The organism is Ruegeria sp. AB5 (genome assembly GCF_056542645.1).
Window position 1 is genome coordinate 25,016 of record NZ_JBQGAE010000020.1, and the last position, 17,820, is coordinate 42,835.

General features: G+C 60.4%; 16 protein-coding genes. 11 read left to right on the forward strand and 5 right to left on the reverse strand.

Going from position 1 to position 17,820, the window contains the following annotated elements; genetic code table 11:
• Nucleotides 1–2 precede the first annotated feature (2 nt).
• From ACR0L4_RS21425 to ACR0L4_RS21435, 3 genes are read left to right on the forward strand one after another with little or no spacing between them, the layout of a single operon-like run.
• Nucleotides 3–806: a thioesterase family protein gene (locus ACR0L4_RS21425; RefSeq protein WP_480514997.1), complete on the forward strand. Its 804-nt coding sequence runs from the start codon at nucleotides 3–5 to the stop codon at nucleotides 804–806.
• 46 nt (nucleotides 807–852) lie between these two features.
• Nucleotides 853–1,530, forward strand: a complete 678-nt coding sequence (locus ACR0L4_RS21430) for a DUF1007 family protein (RefSeq protein WP_480514999.1) — start codon at nucleotides 853–855, stop codon at nucleotides 1,528–1,530.
• A complete protein-coding gene (locus ACR0L4_RS21435; RefSeq protein WP_480515001.1) occupies nucleotides 1,515–2,456 on the forward strand; it encodes a nickel/cobalt transporter in 942 nt (313 codons plus the stop codon). Before ACR0L4_RS21430 ends, ACR0L4_RS21435 begins: the two co-directional genes overlap by 16 nt.
• A gap of 1 nt (nucleotide 2,457) precedes the next feature.
• On the opposite strand, the gene truA is transcribed toward ACR0L4_RS21435, so the two are convergent.
• Nucleotides 2,458–3,225: a tRNA pseudouridine(38-40) synthase TruA gene (gene truA / locus ACR0L4_RS21440; RefSeq protein ID WP_170754408.1), complete on the reverse strand. Its 768-nt coding sequence runs from the start codon at nucleotides 3,223–3,225 to the stop codon at nucleotides 2,458–2,460.
• A gap of 107 nt (nucleotides 3,226–3,332) precedes the next feature.
• Between truA and ACR0L4_RS21445 the strand changes: the two genes are divergently transcribed.
• The 6 genes from ACR0L4_RS21445 (at nucleotide 3,333) to ACR0L4_RS21470 (ending at nucleotide 10,932) form a co-directional block, all read left to right on the forward strand.
• The gene (locus tag ACR0L4_RS21445; protein ID WP_480515004.1) at nucleotides 3,333–4,748 is read left to right on the forward strand and encodes a YcjX family GTP-binding protein; all 1,416 of its coding nucleotides are present in this window, start codon (nucleotides 3,333–3,335) and stop codon (nucleotides 4,746–4,748) included.
• Between the two features lie 92 nt (nucleotides 4,749–4,840).
• A complete protein-coding gene (locus ACR0L4_RS21450; RefSeq protein ID WP_480515006.1) occupies nucleotides 4,841–5,830 on the forward strand; it encodes a YcjF family protein in 990 nt (329 codons plus the stop codon).
• A 59-nt stretch (nucleotides 5,831–5,889) separates the two neighbouring features.
• Nucleotides 5,890–6,600 carry a VIT1/CCC1 transporter family protein gene (locus ACR0L4_RS21455; protein WP_480515008.1) on the forward strand — a complete coding sequence of 237 codons (711 nt, stop codon included), beginning with the start codon at nucleotides 5,890–5,892 and terminating at the stop codon, nucleotides 6,598–6,600.
• 342 nt (nucleotides 6,601–6,942) lie between these two features.
• Nucleotides 6,943–9,855 (forward strand): isoleucine--tRNA ligase, encoded by a 2,913-nt coding sequence (gene ileS, locus ACR0L4_RS21460; protein WP_480515010.1) that lies wholly within the window; start codon nucleotides 6,943–6,945, stop codon nucleotides 9,853–9,855.
• Nucleotides 9,856–9,932: 77 nt separating this feature from the next.
• Entirely contained in the window at nucleotides 9,933–10,388 is a 456-nt protein-coding gene (locus ACR0L4_RS21465) for a methylated-DNA--[protein]-cysteine S-methyltransferase (RefSeq protein ID WP_480515012.1), read from the forward strand.
• Nucleotides 10,389–10,464: 76 nt separating this feature from the next.
• On the forward strand, nucleotides 10,465–10,932 hold the full coding sequence (locus tag ACR0L4_RS21470) for a hypothetical protein (RefSeq protein ID WP_170754395.1): 468 nt from the start codon (nucleotides 10,465–10,467) through the stop codon (nucleotides 10,930–10,932).
• On the opposite strand, the gene ACR0L4_RS21475 is transcribed toward ACR0L4_RS21470, so the two are convergent.
• The 4 genes from ACR0L4_RS21475 to fsa form a co-directional block, all read right to left on the reverse strand.
• Complete coding sequence (locus ACR0L4_RS21475; protein ID WP_480515015.1) at nucleotides 10,917–11,630, reverse strand: CDP-alcohol phosphatidyltransferase family protein; 714 nt, start codon at nucleotides 11,628–11,630, stop codon at nucleotides 10,917–10,919. The two genes, ACR0L4_RS21470 and ACR0L4_RS21475, sit on opposite strands and share 16 nt — an antisense overlap.
• 89 nt (nucleotides 11,631–11,719) lie before the next feature.
• Nucleotides 11,720–12,640, reverse strand: a complete 921-nt coding sequence (locus ACR0L4_RS21480) for a tyrosine recombinase XerC (RefSeq protein WP_480515017.1) — start codon at nucleotides 12,638–12,640, stop codon at nucleotides 11,720–11,722.
• Nucleotides 12,637–13,344, reverse strand: coding sequence for a DUF484 family protein (locus tag ACR0L4_RS21485; RefSeq protein WP_170754389.1), 708 nt, complete (start codon nucleotides 13,342–13,344; stop codon nucleotides 12,637–12,639). The genes ACR0L4_RS21480 and ACR0L4_RS21485 overlap by 4 nt, the downstream gene beginning before the upstream one ends.
• Before the next feature lie 198 nt (nucleotides 13,345–13,542).
• Nucleotides 13,543–14,196: a fructose-6-phosphate aldolase gene (fsa, locus tag ACR0L4_RS21490; RefSeq protein WP_170754387.1), complete on the reverse strand. Its 654-nt coding sequence runs from the start codon at nucleotides 14,194–14,196 to the stop codon at nucleotides 13,543–13,545.
• 88 nt (nucleotides 14,197–14,284) lie between these two features.
• Here fsa and ACR0L4_RS21495 point away from each other — a divergent pair, with 88 nt between their 5' ends.
• Nucleotides 14,285–16,480, forward strand: a complete 2,196-nt coding sequence (locus ACR0L4_RS21495) for a primosomal protein N' (protein ID WP_480515019.1) — start codon at nucleotides 14,285–14,287, stop codon at nucleotides 16,478–16,480.
• Nucleotides 16,481–16,560: 80 nt separating this feature from the next.
• Nucleotides 16,561–17,793, forward strand: coding sequence for an MFS transporter (locus ACR0L4_RS21500; protein ID WP_480515021.1), 1,233 nt, complete (start codon nucleotides 16,561–16,563; stop codon nucleotides 17,791–17,793).
• Nucleotides 17,794–17,820 lie beyond the last annotated feature (27 nt).

Sequence of the window (17,820 nt, forward strand, 5' to 3'; positions counted from 1 at the left end):
GGATGGCGACCAAGGAACTCGGCACTCTCGCTTATTTTCATCAACGAGAAGATGGGGTGTTTGTTGGCAATGACCCGGCGCGTGGACCCTGGTCAGCCGATCATTGTCATGCCGGGCCCGTCAGCGGCCTGATCGTGCGCGCCGCGGAAACCGAGATTGGACCCGAAAAGGTGCTGACGCGCCTGACAGTTGACCTGTTGCGCCCGTTGCCGTTGTCCGGGCTGCGCGTGGCAGCCGAAACCACGCGCCATACCAAGACGCTTGGGACAAAGCGGGTGACGGTGCACGATCTTGAGGACACCTTGTGCGCCACGGCCACAACGATGCACATCGTGCGTCGGGATTTGGGCGCGGTGCCCAACGTTGAAATGCCTCCTCTTCGGTTTGAAGACGTGGTGGATGGCCCCTTCCCAATTGGCGAACTGCGCCACGATTTGCCCGGTTTCGCGCATCATAGCGACATTAAATACCCGGCAGGTAGCACTTTGGGCGCGGGTCCAAAAACAGTCTGGATGCGTACACCTCAGCTGCTAGAGGACGAGGTTCAATCGCCGATCCAGTCGCTTTGTCCACTGGCCGATTGCGGCAATGGCATCTCATGGAATGCGCCAACGGCCGAGATGGGGTTCATGAACACCGACCTGACAGTTAACATCCACCGCGAACCGGTGTCCGACTGGCTGGCGGCGGATTCGGTGTCGCATTGGCAAAGCTCGGGGGTCGGCATGTCTCAATCCGTGCTGTATGACACGCAAGGGCCTGTGGGTACGGCGTTGCAAACGCTGGTATTGTTCCCGCCCGCATGACCCGGTCGGCGGCTATTTGCAATCTGGTGAGGGAAACGCATTGCCGATGCCTGTCCGGACACCTATCTTTTCGCCCATGCGTTGGTTGTTCCCATTTCTGACCTGTTGCCTGCCGATTCCGGCTCTGGCCCACCCGCATGTCTTCATCGACACCGGGTTGGAATTCATTGTGGACGAGGCCGGGCATTTGACTCATGTCCGTGTCACATGGGCCTATGATGAGCTGTTTTCGCTGCTGCAGCTGGAAGATATGAAACTGGATCAGGACGGCGACGGGGAACTGACCGAGAGCGAAAAGCAGTTTCTTACCGGTTTTGATGCACAGTGGATGGACGGATACAACGGCGATTTGGTCGTGACGGCAGGTGGCGCTCCTGTTGCCTTGTCAGGACCACTGGAGCCTCTGGCCACTACTGAGCATGGCCGCATTGTCACCACCCATTTGCGCGCAGTTGAAGGCGGTTCAGTGCCCGCCGAAGCCTTGTCCGCAAAGCCGTTTGATGAAACGTACTATACGGCCTATGAAGTCGCCCGTCCTGTAACCGTGTCCGGGCCATCCTCGTGTTTGGTGGAACGCATCGACCCGGATATTGATGGCCAGTTGGCACAGATGCGGGCGTTTTTGCTGACACTGGATGCGAGCTACGATCTGGAAGAGAATGATATCCCGCTGGTCGGGGAAAATTTTGCGACCGAGATTCTCGTTTCATGTCCAAATACCTGATTGTTCCTGTTGCAGTCGCCTGCGGCCTGCTGCTGTGGTTCTGGGGAAGCGGTGGCTTTGACAGTCTCGCAGCCTGGGCCGCCGGCGAGCAGCGGGAGTTTCAGAACCAGATCGCCCGAGCGTTGCGCGCGACGCGGGCAGAACAGCCGCAGGCCGTGGCGACCTTGCTGACCGTCTGTTTTGCATATGGGTTTTTCCATGCCGTCGGCCCCGGTCACGGCAAGGTTCTGATCGGAGGATACGGCCTTGGACGCCGTGTCGCGTTCTGGCGGTTGTCGGCGATCAGTGTGCTGTCAAGCCTTGGGCAGGCCGTCACAGCGATTGTTCTGGTCTATGCGGGGGTTCTGATCTTTCAGGTGTCCCGGAACACTCTTGTCGGAACGACTGAACAGGTCATGGCCCCGATCAGCTATGCTGCTATTGCGGCAATTGGCTTGTGGTTGGTGTATCGGGGCGTGCGCAGTTTCGCCCGGCGATCACGCCGCGATGCTGTCCGAGAACACACCCACCATCACGAGGCCCACCGCCAAGACCACCACCATCATCCCGACGGTCAGGCCTGCTCGGATTGCGGTCATCGTCACGGCCCCAGCGCAGAAGAGGTTGCCAATGTCGGCGGTCTGCGCGAGGCCATTGTCCTGATTGCAGGCATCGCAGTCCGCCCGTGTACCGGCGCCGTTTTTGTGCTGATCCTGACCTGGCAGATGGGGATTGCCATGGTCGGTATTGCCGGAGCGTTCGCGATGGCCCTGGGCACGGCCTTGGTCACGACACTGGTGGGTTGGACGTCTTTTGGCCTGCGTGGTGGTTTGTTGGCTTCTGCCTCGGCCACGCGATTTGCATCGGTGCTGGCCCCGACCATCGAATTGGCAGCAGGTCTGATCATCGCGGTGATTGCGGGCGGTTTGCTGCTGCGGGCGATCTAGGTTAGCCGAAGACCGGCTCGGGATACCCGACCCGCGCCAGATACAGCCCTTGCGGAGGACAAACCGGCCCGCATGCTGCGCGGTCTGCCGCTTGCAAGGCCCCGCGCACATCTTCAGGCAGCCATGACCCCGCGCCAACACGTTCCAGCGTGCCGACAAAACTGCGGACCTGATTGTGCAGGAAAGACCGGGCGCGGACGTGAAAGTGAACCTCGGGGCCGGAAAAACCCTGAACCTGTTCGATCCGCAGTTCATCCAGCGTTTTGATCGGGCTGGCCGCCTGACAGATCGAGGATCGGAAGGTGGTAAAGTCATGCCGCCCGATCAGCATATTTGCCCCGGCCTGCATGGCATCGACATCCAGTTGATGATTGATCTGCCACACTTGTCCTTTGTCATGTGTTGCGGGCGCGCGGCGCATCAGGATGCGAAAGAGGTACTGGCGTTCAACAGCCGTGAACCGGGCGTGCCAGTCATCCGCCACCCGCGCGGCCTGAACAATCGCAACCGGCTGCGGTTTGAGGTGATAGTTCAACGCCTCGGACAAGCGGAAGGGGTCCCATTCCTTCGCAAGATCGCAATGCGCGACTTGCCCCAGCGCATGAACACCCGCATCGGTGCGCCCGGCGGCAGCGATGGTGTGCGCGCCCGGTTGGATGCAGGACAGGGCCTGTTCTATGGCACCTTGCACTGACGGCAGCTGTTTCTGCCGTTGCCACCCGGCGAACGGTTCCCCTTGGTATTCGACTTGTAATGCATATCTGGGCATGAGCCGCTGGTAGCGCGCGGCGCGCAGGCGGGCAAGGGGGCGAAAGCGCTGGCATGTCCGGCGGCGGCTACCTATCTTGGGCAAAACGATAAGTGCGGGGCGACAGTTTGGTCATCTCATCCCTGGCAGACAGTCTTGCGCGCAGCGTCGAAACCATCGGCGACAGCGTGTCCGAGACGTTTTTCGAGCCGGTTATCCGTTTGGGCGTCACCGGTCTGGCCCGTTCTGGAAAGACTGTGTTCATTACATCGCTGGTGGCCAACCTGCTGGACCGAGGCCGCATGCATGGCCTTGTCGCGCAGCAAGAGGGACGGATCAACGCCGCCTATCTGCAGCCGCAACCCGATGACACCGTGCCCCGGTTCGACTATGAATCGCACCTGACTGACCTGACCGGCCCTCAGCCGCACTGGCCCGACAGCACTCGCGCGGTGTCCGAGTTGCGCTTGTCCTTCAAGGCCCGCCCCGCCGGTTTGCTGGCCGGGCTGCAGGGGCCGCGCAAAGTGCATCTGGATATCGTGGACTATCCGGGCGAGTGGTTGTTGGACCTCGGCTTGCTGGACAAATCTTACGAGGATTGGTCGCAAGAGACGCTTGCACGCCTAGAAACCCGACCCGAAGCGGCAGAGTTTCTGACGCAGACCCGCGCAACCGATCTGACAGCCGTACATGACGAACCCACCGCGCAAGCACTGACCGCTGCATTCACCACCTATCTGAACAACGCGCGGGACGCTGGGTTTTACGATTGTACGCCGGGGCGGTTCCTTTTGCCGGGTGATCTGGCCGGGTCTCCGGTTCTGACCTTTGCGCCTTTGCCGGTGTCCGAGCCCGCGCGCCGCCGCACCTTACACCGCGAGATGGAGCGGCGATACGAGGCATACAAATCTCAGGTGGTGAAACCGTTCTTCCGCGATCATTTCTCACGCATTGATCGACAGGTGGTTCTGGTCGATGCGCTGGGCGCGATCCACAAAGGCCCACAAGCGGTCGAGGATATGCGACGCGCGATGGGCGACATCCTGTCGGCCTTTCGCCCGGGCCGCAACGCGTGGCTCAGCCAACTCTTGCTGGGAAAGCGGGTCGAGCGCATCCTGTTTGCAGCAACCAAAGCTGACCACCTGCACCACACGCAGCACCCCCGCCTGACTGCGATCATGGAGGCGTTGATCCGCGACGCACGAGACCGGGCAAGTTTTGCGGGGGCTGAAACGGCGGCCCTGTCGCTGGCCTCACTGCGGGCCACGACCGAAGAGATGCGCAACCATAACGGGGTTGAGCTGCCGTGCGTGCGCGGCACCTTGCTGGACAGCGGAAAACAGGCGGCGTTCTACCCCGGTGACTTGCCCGATGACCCGGCCCATCTGCTCGGCCCGGCCCGCAACGGGGAGGAGACGTGGCTGGCAAACGACTATGGCTTCATGGCTTTTGCTCCAGCGCAACTGACATTGCGCCCCGGCGACGGTCCACCGCATATCCGCTTGGATCGGGCGGCGCAGTTCCTGATCGGAGACAGGCTATGAATTTTGCGCGTCTTCCAAGTTCAGCGAAAGCACAGACATTTATGACGACCTGTCGATCCTCAAATCTGTTTGGCAGAGTGAAAGGGTAAGGAATGGCGAAGGGCCCGGTCCTGATCGATCTGGAAACAGATGAACCTGTTGTTGACGTTGCACAAGCGCCGCCAGTGCCTGACCTTGCGTACCCTCAAGGTCAGGCGATGCAGAGCGCGGCGCGTTTTGCCGCCCGAAAACCGTCTGCTCTGTCGCGGTGGTTCTGGGGTCTGGCGCTCGCAGTTGTCGGCGCTACGATCTCGGTCGCGGCGTGGGATTTCGCGACATCGCTGTTGGCGCGCGCACCCCTTCTGGGGTGGATCGTCACCGGGTTGATCGGGGCGCTGGTTCTGGTCGCACTGATCATCGCGATCCGCGAACTGGCCGCAATTGGACGGCTGTCCCGGGTCGACGGAATGCGCCGTTCGGCGGATGAGGCTTTGGCCGAAGCTGATCTGGCCAAGGCCCGCGCTGTCACAACGCGTCTGATCGCATTCTACAAAGGTCGGGATGAGACCCGCTGGGGTCGAGACCGGCTATCCGAGCGGATGCCCGAGCAATTCGATGCCTCTGGCCTGCTTGCGTTGGCCGAAGATGAACTGCTGGCCCCTCTCGACGTCGCCGCCAGCCGAGAAGTTGAAGCCGCAGCGCGCCAAGTGGCGACGGTGACCGCATTGGTGCCACTGGCTTTGGCGGATGTGGCGACGGCGCTAGCGGCGTCGCTGCGCATGATCCGGCGTATCGCAGAGATCTACGGCGGTCGGGCCGGGTTTCTTGGCAGTTGGCGTCTCACCCGCGCGGTGTTTGTTCATCTGGTCGCCACCGGAGCAGTTGCGGTGGGCGATGACCTGTTGGAGCCGGTTCTGGGCGGATCGGTTCTGAGCAAGCTGTCCCGCAGGTTCGGTGAAGGGCTGGTCAACGGTGCCCTCAGCGCCCGTGTTGGCGTCGCCGCGATGGAGGTGTGCCGACCTTTACCGTTCTCGGAGCGTCACAAACCGTCGACGCGGGCTGTGATCAAACGGGCTTTGAAAGGGCTGTTCTCGAAGGGTTGATCTGACGCAAGGCATCGCTGCAAGCTATTCGTCACACTGAATGTGATGGAGAGCCAGTCATGACAGACCACGGTCACAGCCAGCAAGAGATCGCAGAACGGATCAACGCCCCACCTGGACGTGGCGTATTGCGCGACATGGTTTATGGTGGCATCGACGGCTCGGTTACGACATTTGCGATTGTGGCCGGTGTCGCGGGGGCGGGCCTGTCGTCCTTCGTGATCGTGGCCCTTGGGCTTGCAAATGTTCTGGCCGATGGGTTTTCAATGGCGGCGGGTAACTATTCGGGCACCAAGGCCGAACTGGACAACATCAAACGGATCAGGGCGATTGAAGAGCGTCACATCGCCCTTTACCCGCAGGGGGAACGCGATGAGGTCCGTGAAATTCTGACCCAGAAAGGCTTGTCTGGTGCGGTGCTGGATGACGCGACCGCTGCCATCACTTCGAACCATGAAAGCTGGATCAATCTTATGATCGAAGGCGAGTACGGGTTGGGCAGCGTCGATCCGCATCCGATGAAAGCGGCTCTTGCGACGTTTCTCGCGTTCCTTGTCGCAGGTCTGGTTCCATTGCTGCCGTTTTTGTTGTCCTTGACCAATGCCTTCGTGATCTCGGCCTGGATGACAATGGGTGTCTTCTTTTTCATCGGAGCAGTCAAAAGCCGGTGGTCCCTGGCCTCGTGGTGGCGGTCGGGACTTGAAACCCTGGCCATCGGAGGTGTGGCCGCCGCGATTGCCTATCTGGTCGGTTCGTTGTTTCATCCGTAGGCTGGTGCAGTGCTGCGGTCGGAGATCGACATTCCGCTTGGGCACGCACTGGTGTTCAGTCTGTTGCCGATGGGTTCCCGCCCCGCGCTCTCGGCGGTTTAAGTCGTAAAACTCGATTCAATCGCCGGGCCAAACCGGTGCCAATTGCCGCAAGGCCCGGAACCTCTGGACCATCAGGCATCGGCGTCCTATAAGCGCCGCCATGTATGCCCGTCTGGCCATCATTATTCGAATTATATCCCCGGCGCTCTGATCTCCTGAGACGCCGGGCAAAGGTGTTTGAGATTTCGCACCGACCGCTTCGATCCACAAGACGACCAGATCATCCAAAGGACGCCCCCAATGTGCGCCGACACGATCCAGACACCTGACTACAAAGACACGCTGAACCTGCCCAAGACCGATTTTCCCATGCGCGCCGGATTGCCCAAGCGCGAACCCGCATGGCTGGAGCGGTGGGAAAAGATCGGCGTCTACGACCGCCTGCGCGAGAAAGAAGGCCGTAAGCCTTTCACCCTGCACGATGGCCCACCCTACGCGAACGGCCACTTGCATATCGGTCACGCGCTGAACAAGACCATCAAGGACATGATCGTACGGTCACATCAGATGATGGGCTTCGACGCGCGCTATGTGCCCGGCTGGGACTGCCACGGCCTGCCAATCGAGTGGAAGATCGAGGAGCAGTACCGCAAGAAAGGCAAGAACAAGGACGAGGTGAACATCGTCGATTTCCGTCAGGAATGCCGCAAGTTCGCCGAGGGCTGGATCGACATCCAGCGCGAAGAGTTCAAGCGTCTGGGCATCACCGGCAACTGGCCTGATCCCTACATCACCATGGACTATCACGCCGAAGCGGTGATCGCCGATGAGTTCATGAAGTTCCTGATGAACGGCACGCTGTATCAGGGCTCGAAACCTGTTATGTGGTCGCCCATCGAGAAAACCGCGCTGGCCGAGGCCGAGGTCGAGTATCACGACAAGGAAAGCTTCACCATCTGGGTGAAGTTCAAGGTCGTGAATGCCGGTGATTTGGATGACGCATTTGTTGTGATCTGGACCACGACCCCGTGGACCATGCCGTCGAACAAAGCGGTCGTGTACGGCAAAGGCATCTCTTACGGTCTCTATGAGGTCACCGGCGCGCCCGAGGAATGCTGGGCTGCGGCGGGCGACAAGTTCCTGCTGGCCGACAATCTGGCCGCAGATGTGCTGGGCCGAGCCCGTCTGAACGACGACCAGTGGACTCGCGTCCGTGACGTGACCAGCGATGAGCTGGCAGGCGTGCAACTGACCCACCCGCTGGCTGGGGCCGAGGGCGGCAACGGCGAATGGGACGACATCCGCGACTTCCGCGCCGCCGAGTTTGTCACCGATACCGAAGGCACCGGCTTTGTCCACTGTGCGCCGTCCCACGGGATGGAGGAATTCGAACTCTTTCGCGATCTGGGTATGCTGGAGCAGGTCATCACCTATAACGTAATGGACGACGGCTCGTTCCGCGCTGATCTGCCGTTCTTTGGCGGCAAATACATCCTGTCCCGCAAGGGCGGCGAGGGTGACGCGAACAAAGCGGTCATCGACAAGCTGGTCGAGGTTGGCGGGCTGCTGGCGCGCGGCAAGATCAAGCACAGCTACCCACATTCGTGGCGCTCGAAAGCGCCGATCATCTACCGCAACACGCCGCAGTGGTTTGCATCCGTTGACCGCAAGCTGGACGATGGCATGGGTGAGATGGGCGACACCATCCGCGAACGCGCCCTGCGCTCGATCGACGAACTGGTGAAGTGGACGCCGCAGACGGGCCGCAACCGCCTGTATTCCATGATCGAGGCGCGCCCGGACTGGGTTCTGTCGCGCCAGCGTGCCTGGGGTGTACCGCTGACCTGTTTCACCAGAAAGGGTGCTCTGCCGACCGATCCGGACTTCCTGCTGCGGGATTCGGCGGTAAATGCTCGGGTCAGAGAGGCGTTCGAACAGGACGGGGCCGATTGCTGGTATGTGGAAGGGGCCAAAGAGCGGTTCCTGGGCAATGACTACAACCCGGATGACTGGGATCAGGTCTTTGATGTTTTGGACGTCTGGTTCGATTCAGGCTCTACCCATGCCTTTGTTCTGCGCGACCGAGAGGACGGCACCGAAGACGGTATCGCCGATGTCTACATGGAGGGCACTGACCAGCACCGCGGGTGGTTCCATTCGTCGATGTTGCAGGCCTGTGGCACCAAGGGGCGGGCACCGTATCGCAATGTCATCACTCACGGCATGACGCTGGACGAAAAGGGCATGAAAATGTCGAAGTCCATCGGCAACACCATCGTGCCCGAGGAAGTGATCAAACAGTACGGTGCGGATATCCTGCGTCTTTGGGTGGCCCAAACTGACTACACGACCGACCAGCGGATCGGGCCGGAAATCCTGAAAGGCACCGCCGACAGCTATCGCCGGCTGCGCAACACCATGCGGTTCATGCTGGGTTCACTGGCGGAATTCACCGAGGCCGACCGCGTCGCGCCCGATGACATGCCGCGTCTGGAACGGTGGGTGCTCAGCCGTCTGGCCGATCTGGATAGCCAAGTGCGCCAAGGCTATGCGACCTTCGACTTCCAAGGGGTTTTCAGTGCCGTGTTCACCTTTGCGACCGTTGATCTGTCGTCCTTCTACTTCGACGTCCGCAAGGATGCGCTGTATTGTGACGGCGATAACCTGCGCCGCCGCGCTGCGCGTACCGTGCTGGATATCCTGTTCCAACGTCTGACCACATGGCTGGCACCGGTGCTGGTGTTCACCATGGAAGAGGTCTGGCTGGAGCGGTTCCCGGGGGATGACAGCTCGGTTCATCTGGTCGACTTCCCGGATACGCCTGCTGACTGGCACAATGAACAGCTGGAAACCAGCATGGCCAAGGTCCGCCGTGTCCGTCGCGCCGTTACCGCTGCGTTGGAAATTCAGCGTCAGGACAAGATGATCGGGTCCAGCTTGGAGGCCGCACCCATCGTTCATGTCGAGGATAGCGAAACCCGCGATCTGCTGGCGACATTTGACGTGGATGACATGTGCATCACGTCAGGCCTGACGGTCACCGGCGATCCGGCTCCGGCCGAGGCATTTCGTGTACCGGAAATCGATGGCGTTGCTGTTGTGTTCGAAAAAGCCCAGGGCGAGAAATGCCAGCGGTGCTGGAAAATTCTGCCCGATGTGGGGCTTCATTCTCACCCGGGTGTCTGTGGGCGCTGCAACGAAGCGCTCAACTAGCGATCCGAGCCCCCGGCGGCTCGCCGGGGGTTTTTTCATCGCTTGCGCTGGGCTCGGTGATCTGAAACCCTGCGCCCATGCCGATGATAGCTGTTGAAACCCAGTTTGGTCGCCTTGGCGTCGAAGAGACGGACGGGGCCATTATACGCCTTGTTTGGAACGGCCGGGACGACGAGCCACAAACGCCCTTGCTGGCTGAGGCCGCCGCACAGTTGACGGCCTATGATCAGGGACGGCTGCAACAGTTTGATCTGCCCTATCGCGTGTCCGGGTCCGAGTTTCAGCGGCAGGTCTGCGATCTGATGTATGCGATACCACTGGGTGAAACCCGCACTTACGGCGATATCGCCAAAGACCTGGGGCAACCGCCGCAATCGGTTGGTCAGGCCTGCGGCGCGAACCCGATCCCCGTCATCATTCCCTGCCATCGCGTTTTGGCCGCCAACGGGTTGGGCGGTTTCTCGGGCGATGGCGGGATCGAGACCAAGGTCGCCCTGTTGCGACATGAACGGGCGGCGGGCCTGTTGATCTGAATGCTGAAAACCTATTGCATTTCAAGGGTCCGAGCCTCACCTTGTATCAGATGGAGAGTTTGAAGGATCGTATTGAATGACCGACCAAGCAGAACGCGCCGCTTACAAGAAGGCCATCATAGATCGCCTGATGTCGCTGGAGGCCCAGGAACTGGCCACCGCACAGGCGCATTACGACGCTTTTCTGAAGGACGCGCAACTGGATGACCGTGAAGGGCACGACAAGGACGATATCGCGGCCTCGCGCGAGAATGCAGATCTTGCTGCCGCTTTCGACGCTCCGGTTCACGCGCATCATGCCAAAATCGATGTCATTGAGAATACGAATTTCGGGCTTACGGACACAGTGCAGCCGGGCGCGGTCATCAAGTTTAACAATCGCCGATTTGTGGTCTGCGTTTCGACAACCCGGTTCGAGGTGGACGGCAAAACTTATATGGGAATCTCAACCCAAAGCCCGATTTACCTGGCCATGGTCGGATTGCAGGCAGGCGATGTCTTTACCCATAACGGAACCGAGTTCGAGGTTCAGGACGTTCTATAACCCGCATCTTTGCGCTGCGGAATCATCTGTTGCGCAATACCTGCAAAAACCAGATACAGGCTGGTGATCACCAATCCCCAATGCGCCCAGCTTTCCGGGTGAAAATCGACCCAGGCCGCCCAACCCGCAAAGAATGTCCAGGCCAGCGCCATGGGCAAGGTCAAACTGCGCCAGCGTTCGGTCCGCACGGGGTGGACAAACTTCAATGGCAGGAACATCGCAACCGCCAGCAGGGTCACGAGGATGAGGCTGACCCAGAAGTTCGGCTCGAGCGCAAAGATGACAATGACCACCATGTTCCAGCATCCGGGAAAACCGGAAAACGAGTTGTCTTTGGTTTTCATCCGGGTGTCGGCAAAATACATCGCGCTGGTGAAGGTGATGACGATGATCGCAAACCAGCCGGTCCAACCATCCATCAGGCCTGACTTGAACAGCGCATAGGCGGGGATGAACACATAGGTCAGGTAGTCGATGATCAGATCAAGCAATACGCCGTCAAATTCAGGTGCATTCTTTTTGACGTGGTAGTGCCGGGCCAAGGGGCCGTCTATGCCATCGACAATGAACGAAACCACCAGCCACAGATACATCAGGCTCCACTTTTCCTCGACCGCTGCCAGCATGGCGAGCATGGCAAAAACAGCTCCGGTTGCAGTGAAAAGATGAACGGCAAGCGCTTTGAATCTGAGTGTCATGCCCGTGTCATGTACGATGCGTGCCGCAGATGCAAAGCAAAAAGCTCCTTATCCTGAAAGGACGTCGGGATTGTCCCGGTTTTGTCCCCTCAGGCCTTGGGATGCGTGCGGTTGTAGACTTCCATCAGACGTGCTGTGTCAACGGCTGTATAGGCCTGCGTTGTGGACAACGAGGCATGGCCCAGCAGTTCCTGAATAGCCCGCAGGTCCCCACCGGCCGAAAGCAGGTGGGTGGCGAAACTGTGCCGCATGGCATGTGGTGTCGCCGTTGCCGGCAGGCCCAACTGCATGCGGGCCTTGGCCATGACGCCCTGAATGGCCCTTGGATTCAAAGACCCACCGCGGATACCGCGAAACAGTGCCTGATTGTCAGATTTCGGATGCGGGCAGAGCTGCACATAGCGATCGACAGCCTCACGCGCGGCAGGCAGGACAGGGACGATCCGCTCTTTGTCGCCCTTGCCCGTGATGCGGAGCGTTGGCGGCAAAGGAGCGTCCGCGCCCGTCAGCGAAAGTGCCTCGGATATGCGCAGCCCGCAGCCATAAAGCAACGTGACAACGGCCACATCGCGCGCCGAGACCCAATCGTTGCTCGATTGCAGTTCGACGGTATCGATCATCGCACGGGCCGCGTCTTCGGCCAGTGGACGAGGCAGTTTCTTGGTAAATTTCGGCGCACGGGTCGACAGAACGGCGGTAGGCTCAAACCCTTCACGCTCAGCCAGCCAACGGTAGAAGCTTTTGACGGCAGACAGCTTGCGCGCCAGCGACCGCGCGCCGACGCCCCCCGCGCGTTGATCCGCCATCCAGGCCCGCATGTCGGAAATCGTGATACGGTCCAACGCCGCAAGGCCCTGACGATCCCCATGATGGAGCGTCATGAAGGACAGGAAGTCTGTCACATCTCCCCGGTAGGCTGTCTGGGTGTTCTCGGATCGTCCCGCCAGTGCGCCGAGGCTGTCCAGCCAGTGCTGAAGCGCGTCGCGGCAGGCTGGTGAGATCAGGCTCACGATAACCAGTGGCGCATCGAGCGTTCGAACACACCGGCAAAGAACGCCAGAAGATCGGTGCCCAGTTGCGGTGTGAAATGTCTGGGATCGGTGGCCCCCATCACAATCATCCCGGGCAGGCGACCCGGACCAAGGTCGAGCTTGAGGCAAGCTTCGGAGCGCAGCTGCGCGGCCAGATTGCCGAACACACGCGGGTTGGGTTGATGGATTTCGCGCAGTGTAACCTCTCGGGCAGGGCCGCTGCGATCATAGGTGAGGTACTGGTCGATAAAGCCGGGCTCGGTCACGGTCAGCACACCGCCCAGTGTGTCGATGCCCGTGTCGTCTTTGAAAGCAATGGTTTCCAGCACCAGCGTGATGCGTTGCACCCGCAGGATATCGGCCACGTCCTTACCCAACACGCGCAGGAAATCTTCGAACTCTACCGGTTCAAGCAGCCGCAGGATCGCGCGATGAACCTGATTGGTCCCGGCCAGGTTCTCGTAGGCAGCGGCGATAACCGAGCGGTGCGTATCTTCCAGCCGGTCCAGCCGGGCCTCAAGCCGTTGCATGGCGATGCCACGCAGGTCGATCACATTGTCGCCGCGCGCCTGTTCATTGGCGGTGACCAATGCCTGCATCAGGTCTTTGTCGTCCAGCAAAGCATCTGGCTTGGCCAGAATAGCGGCGCGGAGGTTATCCTCGAGTTTAGGGTTGCTGCTCATGTCCCGTCCGGTCGTTTTTTGTTTTGGCGGCTTATAACACGACCAAACGGAGTTGCCTTGGAAAAAATGCACGCAAAGGTGGATTTCGTGCTGCGCTGTGTCCGGAACGCTCCCGCCTGTTTGGAGCTGATCATGGATCAGCCCCGCGCAGTTGGGCCGGGCGCGGCGCCTGAGGGCGCCGCGCGGTCGCGCATAGGATCAGAGGATTTTCTGGCCGGTTTTGGCCCAGTCGGCCAGGAATGTTTCGAGGCCTTTGTCGGTCAGCGGGTGGTCGGCCAGCTTTTTGATCACGGCTGGCGGTGCGGTGATCACGTCGGCACCGATGCGGGCGCTGTCGGTCACGTGGTTCACCGTGCGGATCGAGGCGGCGAGAATCTCGGTCTCATACCCGTAATTGTCATAGACCTGACGGATATCGGCGATCAGGTCCATGCCATCGAGGTTGATGTCATCCAGACGCCCGATGAAGGGTGAAATGAAGGTCGCGCCCGCTTTGGCGGCCAGAAGCGCCTGATTGGTTGAGAAGCAGAGGGTGACATTGACCATCTGGCCTTCGTCGCTGAGCGTCTTGCAGGTTTTCAGGCCTGCCCATGTCAGCGGCACTTTCACCGCGATATTGGGCGCGATCTTGGCCAGCTTGCGGCCTTCGGCGATCATGTCGTCGGCTTCGGTTGCCACGACCTCGGCCGAGACCGGCCCGTCGACCAGATCACAGATTTCCTTGGTCACTTCCAGAATGTCGCGGCCCGATTTCAGGATCAGCGAAGGGTTGGTGGTGACACCGTCCACCATGCCCAGATCGTTCAGTTCGGCGATTGCGTCGATCTCGGCTGTGTCTACGAAGAATTTCATGCGGGCAGTCCTTTGATGGGTTGGCCTTGGTCGCGGATGGCTTTACCTCAAAGAGACCCATGCTGGAACCCCCTGCGAAGGATATGCCGTGAGCGCTAACGGATTTTTCGACCAAGGAGAGCTGGTTGCGGTGCTAACAACGCAGCCGCTGGACCGGACGTTGGATTACAAAGCGCCCGAGGGCGGGTGCTTTCTGGGCGCCTATGTCGAGGTGCCGCTGGGCCCGCGCAAAGTGTTGGGCGTGGTCTGGGGGCCGGGGCAGGGTGGTTTTGATCTGGCCAAGGCCCGTTCGGTGATCCGGGTGCTTGAGGTTGCACCGATGCGCGAGGAGATGCGCCTGTTTCTGGGTCGCGTGGCCGATTACACGCTGACGCCGATGCCGGCGATGCTGCGGCTGGCCACGCGCGCGCCGGGGCTGGGCGATCCGCCGTCTATGCGCAAGATCTATCGGCTTGGCGACAAAGATCCCGATCGAATGACAGACTCGCGGACCCGTGTGCTGGAGGTACTGCGAGAGTATGGCGGTTTGGCCTTTACGTTGAAGGAACTGGCCGAACAGGCGGGCGTGACCTCTTCGGTCGTCAAGGGATTGGTGAAACTGGGCGCGGTGCGGGAAGAGGACAGCCCGCGCGATCTGCCCTATCCGCATCTTGATCCGGATTTGCCCGGCAAGGCGTTGACCCAGGATCAGGCTGCCGCCGTTGAGGTTCTGCAATCTGGTTTGCGGACGGGCGACTATGGCACCACATTGCTGAAAGGCGTCACCGGGTCGGGCAAGACCGAGGTGTACCTTGAGGCCGTCGCCGAGGCCTTGCGGCAGGGTCGGCAGGCGCTGGTTCTGCTGCCCGAGATTGCTCTGACCGCCGAATTCCTGACCCGGGTCGAGGCTCGGTTTGGTGCGCGCCCGGCCGAATGGCATTCGGGCGCGACGATGACCGAACGCCGCCGGGTCTGGCGCATGGTGGGGCAGGGTGATGCGCAGCTGGTGGTGGGCGCGCGATCCGCACTGTTCCTGCCGTTTCGCAATCTGGGCTTGGTCGTGGTCGATGAGGAACACGACACGTCCTACAAACAGGAAGACGGGGTGCATTACAGCGCTCGTGACATGGCGGTGCTGCGGTCGGCCATCTGTGGCGCGCGGGTGATCCTGGCCAGCGCGACGCCGTCACTGGAAAGCTGGGCCAATGCCGAGGCGGGCAAATACGAGCGTCTTGATCTGACCTCACGCTTTGGCGACGCGGTGCTGCCCGAGATGAAGCCCATCGACATGCGGGCCGAGCAGATGCAGCCGGGGACGTGGATTTCCCCGTCTTTGCGGCAGGCGGTGCGGCAGCGGATTGAGCGGGGCGAGCAATCGTTGCTGTTCATCAACCGCCGTGGATATGCGCCGGTGACCCTGTGCCGCGCCTGTGGCGAACAGATTGCTTGCGATCATTGCGATGCGCGCATGGTGGAACACCGGTTCCTCAAGCGTCTGATGTGCCACCAATGTGGTGAGACCAAACCTATGCCCGAGGTCTGCCCCTCTTGCCAGGTCGAAGGCAAGCTGGCCCCGGTTGGCCCAGGCATTGAACGACTGGCGGAAGAGGCCGAGGCGACTTTCCCCGAGGCGAATATTGCAATGCTGTCCTCTGATCTGTTCGGATCGGCGCGCGCCTTGAAGGCGAAGATCGAAGAGATTGCTGCGGGTGATGCTGATATCGTCATCGGCACGCAGCTTGTGGCCAAGGGGCATAATTTTCCGAAATTGACCTTGGTGGGTGTCATCGACGCCGATCTCAGCCTGCACGGGGCGGACCTACGTGCGGCCGAGCGCACGTTCCAGCTGATGCGTCAGGTGGCTGGCCGCGCCGGGCGTGCGGATAAGCCCGGACAGGCGCTGTTGCAGACCTTTCAGCCCGAACATCCCGTCATTCGCGCCATCCTGTCGGGTGATGAAGAAGGGTTCTGGAAAGCCGAGGCCGCTGGGCGACAGGCCGCAGGTGTGCCGCCATACGGGCGCATGGCCGGGATCGTTTTGTCCGGGCCAGAGGTCGGACCGGTGTTCGACATCGGCAACGCGATGGCCCGCAACGATGCGCCTCTGCGGGATATCGATGCGCAGGTCTTTGGCCCCGCGCCTGCGCCGATTGCGCGTATCCGGGGGCGGCATCGGGTGCGGCTGTTGGTCAAAGCCCCCAAAGGCGCGCCGATTCAGGATGCCATCGCCCGTTGGATTGCGCCGCTGCGTTTGAAACGGGATATCCGGTTGACCGTCGACATCGACCCGCAAAACTTCTACTGACCTCTGCATCTGCGCAGACCTGATGTGCGGCGACAGCTTCCCCCTCGCCAAACCTGGGAAATGGGCGTAGAGGGTGACTTATGCTGAAACTCGTGCCGCTTTCCGAGGCGAAAAGCCTGCCGTTCTGGCGACGTCCCATGACGTTGCTGTTCATGATGGCGTTGATGATGCCCATTGCGTTCAACGGGTGGAGCGCATTGTTGAACAACTTTGTCATCGAAGTGGCGAATTTCGACGGGGCGGATATTGGTCTGCTGCACACGGTGCGAGAGATTCCGGGCTTTCTGGCCGTCGGCGTGATTGCTGTGATTATCTTCATCCGCGAGCAGGTGCTGGCGATGATTTCGCTGATGATGCTCGGCGTTGCCACGGCGATAACGGCATGGTTTCCCAGCCTCGGCGGGCTGTTGTTCGTGACGCTGTTCAGTTCGATCGGATTTCACTATTACGAAACGGTCAACCAATCACTACAGCTGCAATGGCTGCCCAAGGACCGCGCCCCGCAGATACTGGGTTGGCTCGTCGCCATGGGGTCTGCGGCGACGGCCGTCGTTTATGGGCTGATCGTGCTGACCTGGGATCGGTTTGATCTGACCTACAACATGGTGTTCATGATCACCGGGGGTGTCACGGCGGTGCTGGCGTTGGTGTGCCTGATTGCGTACCCACAATTCGAAGCGCCGACACCGCAAACCAAGAAGCTGATTTTGCGCAAACGCTACTGGCTGTATTATGCACTGCAATTCATGGCCGGTGCGCGACGTCAAATCTTTGTCGTCTTTGCGGGCTTTATGATGGTCGAAAAGTTCGGCTTCAAAGTACATGAGCTTACCAGCCTCTATCTGATCAACCTGATGATCAACATGGCCGTTGCCCCCATGCTGGGGAAAGCCGTGGCAAAGTTCGGAGAGCGCCGGACGCTGATCTTCGAATACGCGGGTTTGGCAATCGTCTTTGCAGCCTATGGCGGGATTTACTGGTTCAGCTGGGGTGTGCTGCTTGCCGCGATCCTGTATGTGATCGACCATGTATTGTTTGCTCTGGCACTAGCTTTGAAAACGTACTTCCAAAAGATCGCGGATCCGGCGGATATCGCGCCAACGGCTGCAGTAGCCTTCACCATCAACCATATCGCTGCGGTTTTCCTGCCTGCGCTGTTGGGCCTTTTGTGGGTTATCTCACCCGGCGCGGTCTTTGGTCTTGCAGCCGGAATGGCCATCGTGTCACTGCTGCTGTCGCTGCTGATACCGCGCCACCCCGAGCCGGGCAATGAGACGACGCTGACCAAATACGCTCCGGCCCCCGCCGAGTAGGCGCTGGAGCTTGACCTTGCGGGGCCC